Here is a 15,727-nt window from a genome sequence, read left to right on the forward strand (position 1 = left end):
GACCATGACATAAAGTGACGTCACGTAATCAAGAGGGCAGGACTTCACATGGAGTGGAAACCTCTCTCATCCACTGGTTACGTTTGTCACCTGACAAGCCTGAACTGTTTCAACCGGCCTTTTGGCCGGTTTTTTTTATGTTCGGCTTACTGGGCCAGGGATTTGAGCTGGGATTTGTCGGGGGGATTGTTCCAGTCGATGGGCCCGTGGGTAAACCGGTACTGCAACCTTGGCAGGCTGAGTTCCAGCCACTCCTCCCTGAAATAGGCATAGCCCTGCTCCCAATCAGGATCATTGGCCCAGCCGGTTTGCAGGAAATAGAGCCGGGTCCCCTGCCCTTCGGGCACGAAACGCAGGCTGACCTGGGTTTTTTGCTGGCGGATATGAGACAGAAAAGGTGGAAAATTCCAGCTGAAACTGAGCAGGTCATAGGGCATGACCGCCATCACCCTGCACCCTTCGCTGCCTCTTTCTCCCAGCGGAGCATCTGGCCTGAAATAGATCTCGAAAGGACCATTCGGTTCCGCCACCATCAGGCACTCGGGAGCAAGAAAACTGCGCAGACCGCTCTCGGTTGTCCAGGCATGCCAGACATCGTCGATGTGAGCAGGAACAAAAATGTTGCCTTCTATCTGTTTATTTTCCATAAATCAGCGATCCTCAAGCCATCCATACAGGGGACTCCGGCAGTATAGCCTCAGGGCAAAGACAATGGACAGCGCTTAATCACACCCTTCTTATCTGCCTCGTGCTGCAAAGTATTGCCAGCGCTCAACCACCTCAACAGGGAGATCATCATGATCCGACTCATGGCACCAGAAGACAGGCATCATCTTGCCAACCTGTTTCTCAAGAGCCGTCGGGACACCTTTCACTGGGTCGATCCAGCCTGCTTCAGAGCCGACGATTTTGCAACCCAGACCCAGGGAGAAACCATCTGGGTGGCAGAGCGAGGGGGATTTCTGTGTGGCTTCATTGCCATCTGGCAACCCGATGACTTTGTGCATCATCTCTATGTCAGCGCAGACTGGCACGGCCAGGGGATAGGGCGAGCCCTGCTCGAACAGGGCCTGGCCAGTGCGCGGCGCCAACCCAGTCTCAAGGTGGCGACCCGCAATACTGCAGCCGTGGCGTTTTATCATCGCCTGGGGTGGCAGACGACTGAAGAGACCGGATACTGCGAGATAACCGGCCCCTGGTGCAAACTGGTCGCCCCCTGGTCAGAAGATACTCTGCAAGCCTGACTACCCGACGCCTTCTTGCCTCTCATCTTTTATGGCGCTCCTGATTATTCCCCGGAGCACATCAATAAAGAAGGCCACCCAAGGGTGGCCTTCAATGCGAACAATCAAGTTGCCACTCAATCCTTGGCGGACTCCATGGCACCCTCTTCGGAGTGCTGGGGCAGGATGAGGTTGAGCAGGATGGCGGCAACGGACGCCAGGCCTACGCCAGCCAGGGCGAAGTCACCGATCTTCATCTCCAGCGCGCCGACACCCACGGTCAGGGTCACGGCCACGATGGCGATGTTGCGCGACAACCCCAGGTCCACCTTGGACTCCACCAGGGTCTTGAGACCGATGGCGGCGATGGATCCGAACAGCAGCAGCATGATACCGCCCATCACCGGCATCGGGATGGAGGTGAGCAGAGCATTGAACTTGCCGAAGAAGGCCAGAATGATGGCGAACACGGCGGCCCAGGTCATGGTGACCGGGTTGAAGTTGCGGGTGATCATCACGGCGCCGGTCACTTCCGCGTAGGTGGTGACGGGAGGACCACCGATAAGGCCGGCGAAGCAGACCCCGATACCGTCACCGGCCAGGGTGCGGTGCAGACCCGGATTCTTGGTGTAGTCCTGCCCGGTCACGCCGCCGATGGCCAGCACGCCACCGATATGTTCGATGCAGGGGGCGATGGCCACCGGCAGCATGAACAGCGCAGCAGCCCAGTTGATCTCGGGAGTTTCGAAGTGGGGCAACGCCAGCCAGGGGGCATTGGCCATGCCATCGAAGCTCACCTGACCCATCAGCACGGCAGAGACATAGCCGGCAATCACACCGCACAGGATGGGGATCAGCTTGATCCAGCCCTTGCAGAACACGGCAGCAATCAGGGTCACCGCCAGCGAGATGCCCGCCAGGGTCAGCGCCGTGGTGGCAGGCACTACCTGTTCACCACCGGCACGGCCCATCGCCATGTTGCAGGCAACCTGGGCGACGGAGAGGCCAATCACCATGATCACCGGGCCAATCACCACCGGCGGCAACAATTTGTGCACAAACCCCATGCCGCGAGCCCGGATGATGGCAGCCAGGATGAAATACATGAAACCGGCGGCAAACAGGCCGAACATGGTGGATGGCAGACCCCAGGTCTGGGTGGCATAGATGATGGGAGCGATAAAGGCGAAACTGGAACCGAGGAAGATCGGAACCTGACGGCGGGTGCAGAGCTGGAACAGCAGGGTTCCCACACCGGCGCCAAGCAGGGCCATGGCGGGGTTAAGTCCGGTGAGCAGGGGCACCAGAACCATGGCACCGAAGGCGACAAACAGGATTTGCAGCCCGGCGACGCTTTGCTTGACTAAGGAAAACATGGATGTCCTTAATTTTTTGATAACTGACAGGGATATTTGACACTTTTCAGTTATCACAAGACTTTTTCAAGGCACTGAATGAGCTATTCGGCGTCATTTGTAGCCTCTTACTGCTTGGGGAGGGCATGAAACTGGCTTTTTAGGCGGGATTCGTTGCTACAAGCATCAAGGAAGCGATTTTACGCACTTTTATGGCCGACGCCAATCGTTTTTCCATGCTGTTTTGTTTGTCAATGGCTCCCCGACCCCTCCATCAGCCCGCTCTATACTTGATGACGTGAACCCAGCCGGACAAGGAGTCCCCCATGTCACTGCCCGCTTTCAAACCCAGCCAGCGCAGACTGCTGGTGGGTTCGGCCATCGCCCTGGCCCTGTTTGCCACCCCGTACAGCTATGACTTCAGCCACCATCAGTGGCAGGTGAATCAGGCCTATGCCAAGTCCTGTTTCGTGGCCGGCACCCGCATCCTGATGGCCGATGGGGAGGAGCGTCCCATCGAAACCCTGCAGGCCGGTGAACGGGTGCGGGATCAATATGGCCGCAGCAACCGCATCCTGGCGGTCGAGCGGGTACTGCTGGGGGAGCGCCGGCTCTACGGGCTCAACCAGTTGGCCCCCTTTTTCACCGCCGAGCACCCCTTCCTGACCACCCGCGGCTGGGCTGCCATCGCGCCGGCCATGACCCGCACCGAAAACCCGACCCTCGCCGTGCTGCCGCTCTTTACCGGCATGCACCTGCTGGGCTGGTCGGAAACCGGCAGTGCAGGCAACCTGGCGCTGGCCCCGCAGCCCGCCCTACTGCTGGTGGAGTCCCTCTGCTGGATTGACGCCCCGCCCACCACGGCACTGTTCAACCTGATCCTCGATGGCAGCCACAGCTATATCGCCAATGAGTTGATCGTTCACAACAAGGATGGCGATGGTAATAGCGGTGGGGGTGGCAACGGAGGTGGTGGTGGAAACAGCAGCAGTGGTAGTGGCGGCAGCGATAGCGACAGCGGCGGAGGCAGCGATAGCGGTGGTGGCAGCAACAGCGGTGGAAGCAGCAACAGCGGCGGCAGTAGCCATGGCGGCGATGACCATGGTCAGGGTGAACACGCCGGTGGCGAACAACATGCAGGAGGAGATCGCCATGCCGGTGGCGAGCAACATGCCGGAGGGGATCGTCACGCCGGCGGTGAGCGTCATGGCGGTGGTCGTGGCCTCGGCAACGGCCTGGATGACAGCGGTCTCGACGATAACGGCGTGGATGCCATCGATGCCAACGGCAACAAGCTGCGGGATGACGACACGGTAGACGATCGCGACCAGACCTTGACCGATGCGCAGGAACAAGCGCTGATCCAGCAAGGGTTCAACAGTAAGGAGCAACCATGAACCGTTATCTGTTGATTTGCCTCTCCTTGTGGCTGTTCGGCTGCGCCACCCAGCCACCCGCCCAGCTCTACCATCAGATGGACAAGCAGGACGTGGCGCTGGCCAACCAGGCGCTGGCCGAGGCGTTGCAAACCCGTCCCAAGGGCCAGAGTCTCACCTGGTTCAACCCCACCAACCGCCACTCGGGCAGCGTCACGCCGCTGCGCACCTTTCGCCACCCCAATGGCCTCTGGTGCCGCGACTACCGCGAGCAGCTCTACATAGGCCAAGCCAGCCAGCAGTGGCAGGACACCGCTTGCCGCAACAAGGCAGGGCACTGGCTGCCACTGCGCAGCTGACCGCGCCGGTGACAGCCTGGGTATCAAAACAAAGGGGGTGGCCATGGCCACCCCCTTTCATTTCAAGCTTGCCCGGATCACACCCGGCGATAGGGCAGGTAGACCGGCTCCCACATGTGGCTCAGGATGTGCTGCTGCAGATCCTGACCGATCAGCGGATGGCCGGGATCCTTGCGCACTATGTCTTTCAGCACGGCGGTCGCCACGTGCACCGAGATGCTGCGCAGCTCGCGAATGCGCGGATAAACCGCCCCTTGCGCCAGATCTACCTCGCTCACACATTCGGCCAGCGCAAAGGCGGCGGTGGTGAAGATGTCGGGGCTTATCTCGCGGATCTGGCTGACGATGGCCGCCAGCCCCACCCCCGGGAAGATGAAGACGTTGTTGCCCTGCCCCACCCGGTAATCCTGCCCCTCATAGTGCACATCCTTGAACGGGCTGCCGGTAGCGACAATGGCCTTGCCCTTGCTCCAGCGATAGATGTCCTCCGGCAGCGCCTCGCAGTTGGCGGTCGGATTGGAGAGCGGGAACACCATTGGGCGTTCGCAATGGGTCAGCATCAGCTGGATATGCTGCTCCTTGAAGGCACCACCGGCGCCGCTGGTGCCCAGCAACACAGTGATGGGCACATGGCGCAGCACATCGGTCAGGTTGGCCTTGCCGGGGACTTCGGTGTCCCAGCCCGACAGCAACAGGCCCGGCTTGGCATAGCGGCGCTTGTACTCGTCAAGCCCCTCACGGTTGTCACACACCAGCCCCTGGGTATCCAGGATATAGATGCGATCCCGCGCCGCCTGGGGATCCATGCCCTCGCGGATGAGGCCGGCGCAGATCTGATCCGCCACCCCGACCCCGCCGGCACCGGCGCCATAGACCAGATAGTTCTGCTGACCCAGGCTTTCGCCCTTGGCCTTGACCGCCCCTATGATGCCGGCCAGCACCACGGCCCCCGTGCCCTGGATATCGTCATTGAAGGAGGGCAGCGACTGCTGGTAACGGGAAAGATTGTTGAAGGCGTTGGACTTGCTGAAGTCTTCCCACTGCAGCACGGCATTGGGGAAGTGGCGCTTGACCCCGGCCACGAACTTGTCGATGAAGTCGTCATATTCCTTGCCGCGAATGCGCTTGTGGGGCTGACCCAGATACATGGGGTCATCAAGCAGCGCCTGGTTGTCGGTACCCACGTCCAGCGCGATGGGCAAGCAGCAGGCGGGATGGATCCCGGCGCCCAGGGTGTAGAGGGAGAGCTTGCCGATGGGAATGCCCATGCCGCCCACCCCCTGATCGCCGATCCCCAGGATCCCCTGGCTGTCGGTCACGACAATAATGCGCACAGATTTGGCATCAAGATGGCGGGCCAAGGAGCCCATGTCCTCGACGTTTTTCGGGGTGATGTAAAGGCCACGCGGCTTCTGGAAGCGGTGGCTGAACTCCTGGCACGCCTTGCCCACGGTCGGGGTATAGATGTAGGGGGTCATCTCCTCCACATGGCGCGACAGCAGGGCATAGAAAAGGGTCTCGTTGCGATCCTGCAATGCCCGCAGGTTCTGGTATTTCTCGATATCGTTGCAGGCGCTCAGAAAGCCTTGATAGACCCGCTCCAGCTGGGCTTCAAACGTTTGCACCTGGGGTGGCAGCAGGCCGTCGAGCTCGAAGTCGGCCCGCTCCTGTTCGGTAAAGGCGGTGCCCTTGTTGAGATTGCGATCGTTGAGCAGATCGGTGCCTGTCAGTGCAACGGGGCGAAAATCTTGTCCCTGTGCATCTTTCCACAGCAGATATTGTCCGGTAGCCATAGTCATTCTCGTTGATTTACATGAAGTTGCCGTTCGGCAGGAGAGCGAGACACATAATGAAATCAATCATATGACGTTTATCAATTCGATTTTGTGAGCTTGGGCATACCCCTGCCCTCCTGCCAGGGGCCAGGGCGAGAAAGTTGCGCCGAACTATCCAACCAGCAGACCGACATGGCCTTGTTTCCCCGGATGGAGAGCAAAAGAAGGGGCGCCGCAGCGCCCCTGTTTAAACAACGTCTGTTTAACTGGATTTGCCCTCTTTGGGCTCATCCAGCTTGTGTTTGACCTCTTCATACCAGAGATCGTGGTGCTCCTTGGCCCAGGTCTCGTCCACCTCGCCGGTCACCATCCCCTCCAGCGCCCCTTCCAGCTGGAACAGGCCCATATAGATATGGAAGATGAAGCCGCAGATGAGGATCAGGGCCCCGACGATGTGGATGAAGCTGGCCCACTCCATCTGGCGGCGCAGCTGGCCGAAGATGGGGAAGTCCAGAAACAGCCCGGTCGCCACGACTATGCCGCCAAACCAGATCAGCAGCCAGAAGATCGCCTTCTCGCCGCCGTTGGAGAAGCCCGCCGAGGGGTGACTCCCCTTGTGCTTGCCCAGCATGCCGCCAAATTTCAGGAACCACTGCACATCCACCATATTGACGATGTTGTGGCGGAACCACTTGATGAGCACCCCGAGCAGGCAGAGGAAGAAGAGCGGGCCCACGTAGTTGTGGAACACCTTGGCGAACCAGATCCAGTTCTCCCACACTCCCATGCTCACCACCGGCTTGATGAAGTACTTGCCGTAGATGATCGCCAGCCCAGACCCCGAGAGGGTCAGGAACATGGCAGCCGTGGTCCAGTGCAGGGCCCTGTCCATCCTGCTCCAGCGCTTGAGCTTGCGCCCGGTTCTGGGTTTGGAGAGCTTGGTCGGCCCCACCACCCAGAACATCAGGCCGCACATGGCGAGCGACCCGAAAATAGCGATGGCCCCCAGCGGCGATACCCACTTGGTCTTCACCTCGAACCAGAGCTGACCCGGCACCGAGATGAGTACCCCGTGCTCCGGCGAGCGGGAGGTGGTGGTCCCCTCCTGCCCGTCCTTCACCGCGCGCCAGTAGTCGGCGCCGGCAAAGCCGATCGTCTCCTTCTGGGCATCGGCGAAGCCAGGCGCGCTGAACAGCAGCAAGGCTGTCAGCAGCGCTGTCAGCCAGTGTCTCATTGGCCGCCCTCCTGCTTGCCAAGCTTGAGCCCCTTGCCTCTGCCATCGCGGGGTTTGCTGGCGTCGTGGAACAGATCCTGCTCATCCCCGCCCCAGGCCGCGTGAGGTGCGCCGCGATAGGCCACCCGCTCGCGGAAGATGTCGGAGATGACCTGGGCATCACCGGCCAGCAGCGCCTTGGTGGAGCAGAGCTCGGCACACATGGGCAGCTTGCCCTCGGCGATGCGGTTGGCACCGTACTTCTGGCGCTCCGCCTCGCTGTGATCCTCCTCCGGGCCACCGGCGCAGAAGGTGCACTTGTCCATCTTGCCCCGATCGCCAAAGGCAGCGGTCTTCGGGAACTGGGGCGCCCCGAACGGACAGGCGAACAGGCAATAGCCGCAGCCGATGCAGAGATCCTTGTTGTGCAGCACTATGCCGTCGTCGGTGTGGTAGAAGCAGTCCGCCGGGCAGACCGCCATGCAGGGGGCGTCGGTGCAGTGCATGCACGCCACCGAGATGGAGGTTTCCCCCGGCAGGCCATCGTTGAGGGTCACTACCCGGCGACGCTGGATGCCCCACTCCAGGGCATCGTCGTTCTCGTTCTTGCACGCCGTCACACAGCCGTTGCACTCGATGCAGCGCTTGGTGTCACACATGAATTTCATTCTGGCCATGGGATCAGGCTCCTACTTTACGAAAACGGCACAGGGTGACCTTGGTCTCCTGCATCTGGGTAACCGGGTCATAACCATAGGTGGTGACTATGTTGACCGACTCTCCCAGTACGTAAGGGTCTGACCCTTCCGGATACTTGGATCTCAGATCCTTGCCCTCGAAATGACCGCCGAAGTGGAACGGCATAAAGGCAAGGCCCGGCTTCACCCGCGGCGTGATCAGGGCTTTCACCTTGACGCGGCCACCTTCCGGCCCCTCGACCCAGACATCCTGACCGTCGCGCACGCCGACATCGTTGGCATCCGCCGGGTTCATCTCGACGAACATCTCCTGCTGCAGCTCGGCCAGCCAGGGGTTGGAACGGGTCTCGTCACCGCCCCCCTCGTATTCGACCAGACGGCCGGAGGTGAGGATGATGGGGAACTCCTTGCTGACATCTTTTTCCTGCACCGAGGCGTACTGGGTCGGCAGGCGCCACAGGCTCTTGGCATCGGGCCAGGTGGCATAGTCGGCCAGCAGATCCCGGCGCGGGGTGTAGAGCGGCTCGCGGTGCTTGGGCACCTGATCCGGGAAGGTCCACACCACGCAGCGCGCCTTGGCGTTGCCGTAGGGCACAAAGCCGTGCTTGATGGCGACGCGCTGGATACCGCCAGAAAGGTCGGTCTTCCAGTTCTTGCCCTCGGCTTCTTTCTTCTCGGCCTCGGTCAGCTCGTCCCACCAGCCCAGTTGCTTCATCAGATCGGCGGTGATCTCGGGGTAACCGTCCTCCACCTCGCTGCCCTTGGGCCAGGAGTCTTCTGCAAGCAAGGAGACACCCTGATATTCGAGACCGAAACGGGCACGGAAACCGCCGCCCCCTTCTGACACAGGGATGCTGGTGTCATAGAGGATGTGGCTGCCGGGGTGCTTCATCTCCGGGGTACCCCAGCAGGGCCAGGGCAGACCGTAGATCTCGCCGCTGACCGGGCCACCTTCGGCCTTGAGGCTGGTCTTGTGGAAGGTGTGCCAGTTCTGCTGGTGTTCCTTGAGGCGCTCCGGGCTCTGGCCGGTGTAACCGACAGTCCACATGCCACGGTTGTACTCGCGGGTGATGTCTTCGAGCAGCGGCTGGTTGTTCTCCACCTTGATGTGCTTGAACAGCTCATCGGCAAAGCCCAGCTTCTTGCTCAACAGATACATGATCTCGTGGTCGACCTTGGACTCGAACAGCGGCTCGATCACCTTGTCGCGCCACTGCATGGAACGGTTGGTGGCGGTGACGGAACCATAGGTCTCGAACTGGGTAGTGGCCGGCAGCAGGTAGACGCCGTCGGTGCGATCGTTCATCACCGCCGCCACGGTCGGGTACGGGTCGACAATCACCATCATGTCGAGCTTTTGCATCGCCTTCTTCATCTCGGGACCACGGGTCTGGGAGTTGACCGCATGGCCCCAGTAGAACATGGCGCGAATGTTGGTGCCCTGCTCGATAAGGTCGGCGTTCTCCAGCACACCGTCCACCCAGCGGGAGACCGGAATGCCGTTGTTGTTCATCGGCAGTTTGCCGTTGTAGGCCTTGTTATCAAAACGGGATTTGAGCCACTCGAAGTCCACATCCCACACCCGGGCCCAGTGCTTCCAGGCCCCCTCTTCCAGGCCGTAGTAGCCGGGCAGGGAGTCGGATGTGACGCCAAAGTCGGTGGCGCCCTGCACGTTGTCGTGGCCGCGGAAGATGTTGGTACCGGCACCGCTCTTGCCCACGTTGCCAAGGGCCAGCTCGAGGATACAGTAGGCGCGGGTGTTGTTGTTGCCGGTGGTGTGCTGGGTGCCGCCCATGCACCAGACCACACAGCCCGGGCGGTTGTCGGAAAGCAGCTTGGCGGCGCCATAGACCTCTTTTTCACTGAGGCCAGTCACCCGCTCCACTTCCGCCGGGGTCCAGCGCGCTACCTCTTTTTGCACCTCGTCCATGCCAAAGACACGGGTGCGGATGAACTCTTTGTCTTCCCAACCGTTCTTGAAGATGTGCCACAACATGCCCCAGATGAAGGCCACGTCGGTGCCCGGGCGCAGGGAGAGGTACATGTCCGCCTTGGCGGCGGTGCGGGTGCGGCGCGGATCCACCACCAGGATCTTGCAGCCGTTGCGCTCTTTCGCCAGCAGGATGTGCTGCATGGCGACCGGGTGGGCCTCCGCCGGGTTGGAACCGATAAACATGATCGACTTGCTGTTGTGCATGTCGTTCAGGCTGTTGGTCATGGCGCCGTAGCCCCAGGTGTTAGCCACACCAGCCACCGTGGTGGAGTGGCAGATACGCGCCTGGTGATCCACGTTGTTGGTGCCCCACAGGGAGGCCATCTTGCGAAACAGGTAGGCCTGCTCGTTGGAGTGCTTGGCGGAGCCGAGCCAGAAGACGCTGTCCGGGCCGGACTCCTTGCGAAGACGCAGCACCTCGTTGCCCACCTCTTCGATGGCCTGATCCCAGCTGATGCGCTGCCACTTGCCCCCCACCAGCTTCATCGGGTACTTGAGGCGACGCTCACCGTGACCATGCTCGCGCAGGGCTGCCCCCTTGGCGCAGTGGCCGCCAAGGTTGAAGGGGTGATCGAAGGCTGGCTCCTGACCGGTCCAGACCCCGTTTTGCACCTCGGCGTAAACGCCGCAGCCCACCGAGCAGTGGGAGCAGATGGTGCGTTTCACCTCGACCGGTACGTCGGCGGCCACGGTTTTGGCCTCGGCTCGCTGCATCATGGCCGGTGCCAGCCAGCCGGCGGCTACGGCACCACCTGCCACCAGGCCGGAGTTGACCATAAAGGCGCGGCGAGTCAGCCCCTGACCACGGGAGGTGGCGGCACTGGATTGGTCGGCGGAAGTTGCCGGCTCGGCACGTTTCGTCAGTTTCATAAGATCTCCTTCACTGAGCCGGCTCAGTCGGTGCCGCGCAGGGTGCGATAAAAGTCGTGAACATGGGGGGTCTCCCGATAGCCCTTGTCCGGCTCGGTGTCGTGGGTGAGCACCTCTTTACCCACCACCCGGCCGGTGGCACCGGCCAATACCCCTATGGTGGCGACCACGCCGACACCCTTGATCAGGTTGCGTCGTGACGGATCTTGCAGCTTGTCATCGCTCATCTTGTTCTCTCCGACTCTTGTTTTTGTTATGGCCGGCCCGGGGGCCGACATTGCTACGAACGGTATCTGTCATATGGTTATGGGCGAGTTACCACCCGGGCGCCAAACGGCAGGCGCAATTCGTTTTCCAGCTTGAAGAAATCTTCGGCAAGTAGCCCCACCGCACGGTAGAAACAGCCTCCCTTGGCCTTTTGCTGATCGTGGCAGCACTTAATCACCCAGGGAGCGAGGTGGCGCTCATAGAAGCGGTTGCGCTCCGGGTGCTGTTCGCTGACCAGCACCGCCATCACCTCGCACAGGGCCGCCAGGTGATCTTCGGGCTCGCACACCCCGCTCTGGCGCTCGAAGCCCAGGGATTGCAGATCGGCACGCAGCACCGCGAGCGGCAGCTCCATCAGGGAGCCGGTGAGATACCAGGAGGCGAAGGGGACGATTTCCCCCCGGCCGATACCGATAAAGAGATCCTGATACTCCTCGGCCAGGGTGCCCTCGTCGTGGCTGCTGGCGGCGAGCTGCACCAGCCCGAGGCCCCGGGCAAAGGGGCCCGGCATCGGCTCAAGGTCACGCAGCCACTGCAACTGCTCGCCCTTGGGGGCGGCGCGCCACAGGCTTGCCAGCAGGGCATAGAGCTCGGCGCTGTTGCTCTCGAGAGGGGTCATGGCATCTGTCATGGGCAGGGTGCTCTGGTTGTCATCTTGTTGCTGATACATATTGGCCCTCACAGTTTGAGCTGGGCGGCGGGATCCGCCGCCATGGCTTCAAACACATCCTTGACCCGGCAGTCCTCGCACATCAGCAGGCGCTTGGCGGCCTCGTTCTGAAAGTGGGAGTGACCGGCCAGTTTTTGCTGGATGCGGCGAATGAGGGAGGCAGGCGCAAACGCCTTGCCGCAGCGAATGCAGCAGGCCGGCTCTTCCGCCTTGAGGTGTTGCACGGCGCGGCGCGCCTCGGGCACAGGCTGCAGACGCGGCACCAGCACGATGGCCTGCTCGGGGCATGCCTTTTCACACATGCCGCACTGGATACAGTCCTGCTCGATAAAGTTGAGGCCGGGCTCGTGACCCACCGCATGCAGGGCGCGAGTCGGACAGACCGCCACGCAGCCCATGCAGAGGGTGCAATCCGCCTCTTGCAGTGCCACTGCGCCATAAGGGGCGCCGTGGGGCACCGCCAGGGGCTCGCGGCCCCCTTCGTGGGCCAGCCAGAGGGCGTCGAAGGCGGCAAACAGGGTCTCCCGCTTCTCCCCCTTGAGCGGCTTGTCCAGCAAGGAGCCGGCCACATTGGCCGCCCCCTGGTCGCTCGCCTGTACCACCGCCTGCAGGGAGTGGATGGCGATGCGATCCCCGCTCAATCCGGCGCCGGCCAGCAGCACGGCGGCACTGGCCAGCTCCCGCTCCACCAGGGCGCGCACGCTGGCCGGGGTATCGTCACCGAGCGCAATGCGCACCGCGCTGGCGCCATAGGCCAGGGCCGCCAGCCAGCTCTCAAGCCCGAGGCTCGCCACCTCTTCCACCCAGACCGGCAGCCAGTGGCTGGGCAGGGCGGCGAGGCTCGCCTCGACGTCGCTGCGCTCGCTCTCCCCTGCGATCAAGAGCACGGGATGCTCGCCGCCCGCCTCCCGATAGTGCTTGAGCAGGCGAAACAGATAGTCACCGCTGGTATTGGCATCGGGCTGGTGATAGGCGATCGCCCCGGTCGGGCACGCGGAAGCGCAGCTGCCAAAGCCCTGACAAAGATGCGGATCGATCTGGATGCGCCCATTGATGGGCTTGAGGGCATCGGTCGGGCAGACATCAAGACAACGGCTGCAACCGGGCACGCCACGGGCGGTGAAGGCACACGCCTCCGAGTCCAGGCGAAAATAGCGCGGCTTGTCGAACACTCCGGTAAGGGCGCACAGCTCGCCAAGCTGCTCCGCCAGACCCGCATCATCCGCCAGATGCTGATAACCCACGGGCGGGCGCTCCAGGGCAAACAGCGGAGTCGCCCCCAGATCGGCCACCAGATCAAAGCTGGCGTGGCCACCGGCGGCCTGGGCCGGAAAGCAGAGCTCGGCCAAAGAGATACGCTCCCCCTGACCGTTGAGGCCGGTCAACTGAAACTGGCCGAGATAGCCCTTGAGCGCCGGCTCGCGCAGGGTCAGCGCCTCGAGGGAAGCGGTAGCGGCGAAGATGGCCTCCAGATCCGCCGCCCCGGCGTCATGGACCTGTTCGCTCACCAGCAAGGTCGGCATCGCCCCTTGCGGCAAGAGGCTGGCGGCGCGGCGGATGCGATCCTCCGGCCCTACCAGCAGCAGGCGGCCCTGACTCTGGTAGGAGACAGTGGCCGGGATCAGGTTGTCGGTCTTGACCGTGTGGCGCAAGGCATAGGCGCGCGCTCGCTCATTGCTCCCCGCAGCGCTGGCGGGGCTCAGGCTTGAGTTGTATTGTTCGATGCTCACATGCACTCCTGTGCGCACCACCTCATGGGATGGTGTGCTTGTTGGTCTCATGGGAGAGCAAGAGACGAGCCAACTCCCCCGGAAAAAAAGTGACTGACAGGGAGTCAGGATCCCAGAGGTTCCATTCCCGCCTTATTGGTAGGGACATTTTGTCCCATCTCGTTAGTCAAAATGTCCCGACCCTTGTCATGGTCTTGTGGCAACGCCGCTACGGGTGAAGCTGCGTCATCCGCCTCTTCACCTGGCGTGGTTGGCGATGGTGCAGTCTGGTCGGCCTCTTGCTCAGAGGTAGGGGCCACCAGCCAGTTGCGCAGCCCCACGGTCAGGGCGGCAGGCAACAGCTCTGGCTGGCTGAAATCCTGGGTGTAGTCATCGAGGCCATCGGGCTGATGGCTGCGAAACATGGCGCGCAGCGCCTCCCTGTCCGGCAAGGCGGGTTTGCCAGGTACGGCGGTGGAAGGCGCGGCGGCGGGATCGGAACCGGCACAAGGGGCACTCCCCTTGTCAGTGCTTACTTCAGCTGGAGGTGGCGTATTTTCTGATGTATTCGGCTCGACAAGGTCGGATTGGGGTGCGGATACGCCTTCCATATCGAGCGGCTGCGGCTGTTCGTTTGCAGCCTGCTGCGCCTCCCGTTTGCGGGCCGACCAGCGCTTGAAAAACTCACTCATGGGAGCGGCTTCCGGTGTCGCTGCCATGCTCGCGACCATCGGGGCCGGTGGCCTCGACGGCGCCGCAGTTGCCCCGGGGTGCGCCATCGACCCCCAGCTGATCCTGGGCTCGTCCCTTGCCCTTCTTGCCCTTGCGACGGGCCTCCAGCAGCTCGCCGTGGCGGCCGATAAAAGCCTCGGTCCATGCCTGCAGCGCCTCCGGCAGCGGGCAGGAGAGCACCTGGCGCTCGCCGTCCATATAGGCGGCGGCCACGGTCTGACTCAGCGTGAGGCCATCGGCGACAAAGTCATTATCGACGCGGGTTCCAGTGACAAAGAGGCGCGGCGCGCCGGAGCTCAGGTTGAAGCGATAATCCCCCCGCTCGTCGCGAAACAGGGTGAGGGGCAAGGCACCGGCCGCCTCGGGCTCGGCGGGGTGGAGCGCCGCAATCTCGAAACGGCGGCTCTGCCAACGGCCAACCTGGCTGTCGATGGCCTGCAATTCGACCCGCAGCCAGCGCTGGTGGGACAGGGTATTTATAGTGTCTTGCACAGTAGCGACTCCCATCAGAAGGTCTCTGCCGGGCCGCCCTCCCCCCTTGTTTCGCCCTTGCTTGGGGCAATCACAGCGGGAAGAACAAGGCGGCCACGGCCTTAATGGGAGAAAACATAGCAAGAGTGGGGCCAAGACAAGATTGACATGAAAATCTACAGGGTATGTGGCTAGCAAAGTCATGAATAATCATTGTACGATTAACTTTATTGACCATTTTTCATTAGTTTTGAGATAAATATGGAATCAGACGTTGAGCTGGAAAGAAAGTATAGAAACAAAGTAATGTTGATCTCTTCCATGCTTTTTATATATTCAATCTCAGGAGGTCAGTTCATGCCTGAAATTGGGCTTTGGGGTTCAAAAGTAATCTTCAACTCTCCAGAAAATATTGTTCATGCTATTGCTATAATCATGATCTATTTCTGGTGGCGCCATTTTCAACTGAGTACAAAAGTCAGACATGAGGTTAAAATTCAAGCTTATGCAACCATGGTTATTCCTATATGGATGCGGGAAGTAATTAGAGATAAAGGTGCAAAAAATGGTTGCGTATTACATGAACCTATAAATAGCTATCCTGTAGGATTTGAAGCCACCTACGAAGAAAAACTTCCAGGAGAAGACTATATATCATTAGGCGCAAATTGGTTTGGCTTATGTAACATATACTTGTGGGTAACTTATTCTAATCGATATAACCCTAATGATATAACCTCATATGAAATGTATCTTAAAAACTTGCAAGAAAGAGTGTCATTTGTTTTTATTTATTGGTGCAGCTTTGTTAAAAACGCATTTTTTAAACCAAATTTCGCTGATGCAATATTGCCATCTATTGTGATGTTGATTTCTTTGACCTCATACTTGTACAATTTAATTACGCATAGCTTCAGTGTAATATAGATGCCCATCGATGTTTTATTTTTGATTAGATAAAGTTAACTCCAGTTCAGTAGATATGGCAACAACCATAAATTTTGGTTATTGCCTAA

Annotated in this window: 15 protein-coding genes; 4 read left to right on the forward strand and 11 right to left on the reverse strand. The window is 60.6% G+C overall.

The genetic code is table 11. The features are described from left to right. Nucleotides 1-146: 146 nt before the first annotated feature. The gene (locus ACB028_RS02020; RefSeq protein ID WP_042024815.1) at nt 147-647 is read right to left on the reverse strand and encodes an SRPBCC domain-containing protein; all 501 of its coding nucleotides are present in this window, start codon (nt 645-647) and stop codon (nt 147-149) included. 150 nt (nt 648-797) lie between these two features. On the opposite strand from ACB028_RS02020, the gene ACB028_RS02025 reads away from it, so the two are divergent. Next, nucleotides 798-1,244, forward strand: a complete 447-nt coding sequence (locus tag ACB028_RS02025; RefSeq protein ID WP_371143372.1) for a GNAT family N-acetyltransferase — start codon at nt 798-800, stop codon at nt 1,242-1,244. A 116-nt stretch (nt 1,245-1,360) separates the two neighbouring features. Here ACB028_RS02025 and ACB028_RS02030 read toward each other — a convergent pair whose 3' ends face one another. Then, a complete protein-coding gene (locus ACB028_RS02030; protein ID WP_268854985.1) occupies nt 1,361-2,599 on the reverse strand; it encodes a uracil-xanthine permease family protein in 1,239 nt (412 codons plus the stop codon). Nucleotides 2,600-2,904: 305 nt separating this feature from the next. Between ACB028_RS02030 and ACB028_RS02035 the strand changes: the two genes are divergently transcribed. Both ACB028_RS02035 and ACB028_RS02040 read left to right on the forward strand, forming a co-directional pair. Then, nucleotides 2,905-3,975, forward strand: coding sequence for a hypothetical protein (locus ACB028_RS02035; RefSeq protein WP_371143373.1), 1,071 nt, complete (start codon nt 2,905-2,907; stop codon nt 3,973-3,975). Beyond that, on the forward strand, nt 3,972-4,313 hold the full coding sequence (locus ACB028_RS02040; protein ID WP_223380157.1) for an RT0821/Lpp0805 family surface protein: 342 nt from the start codon (nt 3,972-3,974) through the stop codon (nt 4,311-4,313). Before ACB028_RS02035 ends, ACB028_RS02040 begins: the two co-directional genes overlap by 4 nt. A 77-nt stretch (nt 4,314-4,390) precedes the next feature. Here the strand turns inward: ACB028_RS02040 and ACB028_RS02045 are convergent, their stop codons facing one another. The 9 genes from ACB028_RS02045 to ACB028_RS02085 form a co-directional block, all read right to left on the reverse strand. Beyond that, nucleotides 4,391-6,106 (reverse strand): NAD-dependent malic enzyme, encoded by a 1,716-nt coding sequence (locus tag ACB028_RS02045; RefSeq protein ID WP_042024810.1) that lies wholly within the window; start codon nt 6,104-6,106, stop codon nt 4,391-4,393. Between the two features lie 244 nt (nt 6,107-6,350). Further along, nucleotides 6,351-7,322 carry a formate dehydrogenase subunit gamma gene (locus ACB028_RS02050; protein ID WP_371143374.1) on the reverse strand — a complete coding sequence of 324 codons (972 nt, stop codon included), beginning with the start codon at nt 7,320-7,322 and terminating at the stop codon, nt 6,351-6,353. Further along, complete coding sequence (fdh3B, locus tag ACB028_RS02055; RefSeq protein WP_026457829.1) at nt 7,319-7,978, reverse strand: formate dehydrogenase FDH3 subunit beta; 660 nt, start codon at nt 7,976-7,978, stop codon at nt 7,319-7,321. Before fdh3B ends, ACB028_RS02050 begins: the two co-directional genes overlap by 4 nt. A 4-nt stretch (nt 7,979-7,982) precedes the next feature. Next, on the reverse strand, nt 7,983-10,862 hold the full coding sequence (locus ACB028_RS02060) for a formate dehydrogenase subunit alpha (protein ID WP_201940296.1): 2,880 nt from the start codon (nt 10,860-10,862) through the stop codon (nt 7,983-7,985). Nucleotides 10,863-10,885: 23 nt separating this feature from the next. Beyond that, entirely contained in the window at nt 10,886-11,089 is a 204-nt protein-coding gene (locus ACB028_RS02065) for a transcriptional initiation protein Tat (RefSeq protein ID WP_026457913.1), read from the reverse strand. Between the two features lie 77 nt (nt 11,090-11,166). Then, nucleotides 11,167-11,799 carry a molecular chaperone gene (locus ACB028_RS02070; RefSeq protein ID WP_371143375.1) on the reverse strand — a complete coding sequence of 211 codons (633 nt, stop codon included), beginning with the start codon at nt 11,797-11,799 and terminating at the stop codon, nt 11,167-11,169. 8 nt (nt 11,800-11,807) lie between these two features. Next, nucleotides 11,808-13,529 carry a 4Fe-4S binding protein gene (locus ACB028_RS02075; RefSeq protein WP_371143376.1) on the reverse strand — a complete coding sequence of 574 codons (1,722 nt, stop codon included), beginning with the start codon at nt 13,527-13,529 and terminating at the stop codon, nt 11,808-11,810. A gap of 104 nt (nt 13,530-13,633) precedes the next feature. Then, the gene (locus ACB028_RS02080; protein WP_371143377.1) at nt 13,634-14,200 is read right to left on the reverse strand and encodes a DUF3306 domain-containing protein; all 567 of its coding nucleotides are present in this window, start codon (nt 14,198-14,200) and stop codon (nt 13,634-13,636) included. Further along, nucleotides 14,193-14,747 (reverse strand): DUF3305 domain-containing protein, encoded by a 555-nt coding sequence (locus ACB028_RS02085; protein ID WP_201940299.1) that lies wholly within the window; start codon nt 14,745-14,747, stop codon nt 14,193-14,195. The genes ACB028_RS02080 and ACB028_RS02085 overlap by 8 nt, the downstream gene beginning before the upstream one ends. Before the next feature lie 321 nt (nt 14,748-15,068). Here ACB028_RS02085 and ACB028_RS02090 point away from each other — a divergent pair, with 321 nt between their 5' ends. Continuing rightward, the gene (locus ACB028_RS02090) at nt 15,069-15,638 is read left to right on the forward strand and encodes a hypothetical protein (RefSeq protein WP_371143378.1); all 570 of its coding nucleotides are present in this window, start codon (nt 15,069-15,071) and stop codon (nt 15,636-15,638) included. The last annotated feature ends 89 nt before the right edge of the window (nt 15,639-15,727 follow it).

The organism is Aeromonas sp. S9(2024) (assembly GCF_041403185.1).
Lineage (GTDB): Bacteria > Pseudomonadota > Gammaproteobacteria > Enterobacterales > Aeromonadaceae > Aeromonas > Aeromonas enteropelogenes.

Bases quoted from the DNA above. Each gene is read 5' to 3' on its own strand.
- ACB028_RS02020 (WP_042024815.1), bottom strand. From the start codon at position 647: ATGGAAAATAAACAGATAGAAGGCAACATTTTTGTTCCTGCTCACATC.
- ACB028_RS02025 (WP_371143372.1), top strand. From the start codon at position 798: ATGATCCGACTCATGGCACCAGAAGACAGGCATCATCTTGCCAACCTG.
- ACB028_RS02030 (WP_268854985.1), bottom strand. From the start codon at position 2,599: ATGTTTTCCTTAGTCAAGCAAAGCGTCGCCGGGCTGCAAATCCTGTTT.
- ACB028_RS02035 (WP_371143373.1), top strand. From the start codon at position 2,905: ATGTCACTGCCCGCTTTCAAACCCAGCCAGCGCAGACTGCTGGTGGGT.
- ACB028_RS02040 (WP_223380157.1), top strand. From the start codon at position 3,972: ATGAACCGTTATCTGTTGATTTGCCTCTCCTTGTGGCTGTTCGGCTGC.
- ACB028_RS02045 (WP_042024810.1), bottom strand. From the start codon at position 6,106: ATGGCTACCGGACAATATCTGCTGTGGAAAGATGCACAGGGACAAGAT.
- ACB028_RS02050 (WP_371143374.1), bottom strand. From the start codon at position 7,322: ATGAGACACTGGCTGACAGCGCTGCTGACAGCCTTGCTGCTGTTCAGC.
- fdh3B (WP_026457829.1), bottom strand. From the start codon at position 7,978: ATGGCCAGAATGAAATTCATGTGTGACACCAAGCGCTGCATCGAGTGC.
- ACB028_RS02060 (WP_201940296.1), bottom strand. From the start codon at position 10,862: ATGAAACTGACGAAACGTGCCGAGCCGGCAACTTCCGCCGACCAATCC.
- ACB028_RS02065 (WP_026457913.1), bottom strand. From the start codon at position 11,089: ATGAGCGATGACAAGCTGCAAGATCCGTCACGACGCAACCTGATCAAG.
- ACB028_RS02070 (WP_371143375.1), bottom strand. From the start codon at position 11,799: ATGTATCAGCAACAAGATGACAACCAGAGCACCCTGCCCATGACAGAT.
- ACB028_RS02080 (WP_371143377.1), bottom strand. From the start codon at position 14,200: ATGAGTGAGTTTTTCAAGCGCTGGTCGGCCCGCAAACGGGAGGCGCAG.
- ACB028_RS02085 (WP_201940299.1), bottom strand. From the start codon at position 14,747: ATGGGAGTCGCTACTGTGCAAGACACTATAAATACCCTGTCCCACCAG.
- ACB028_RS02090 (WP_371143378.1), top strand. From the start codon at position 15,069: ATGCCTGAAATTGGGCTTTGGGGTTCAAAAGTAATCTTCAACTCTCCA.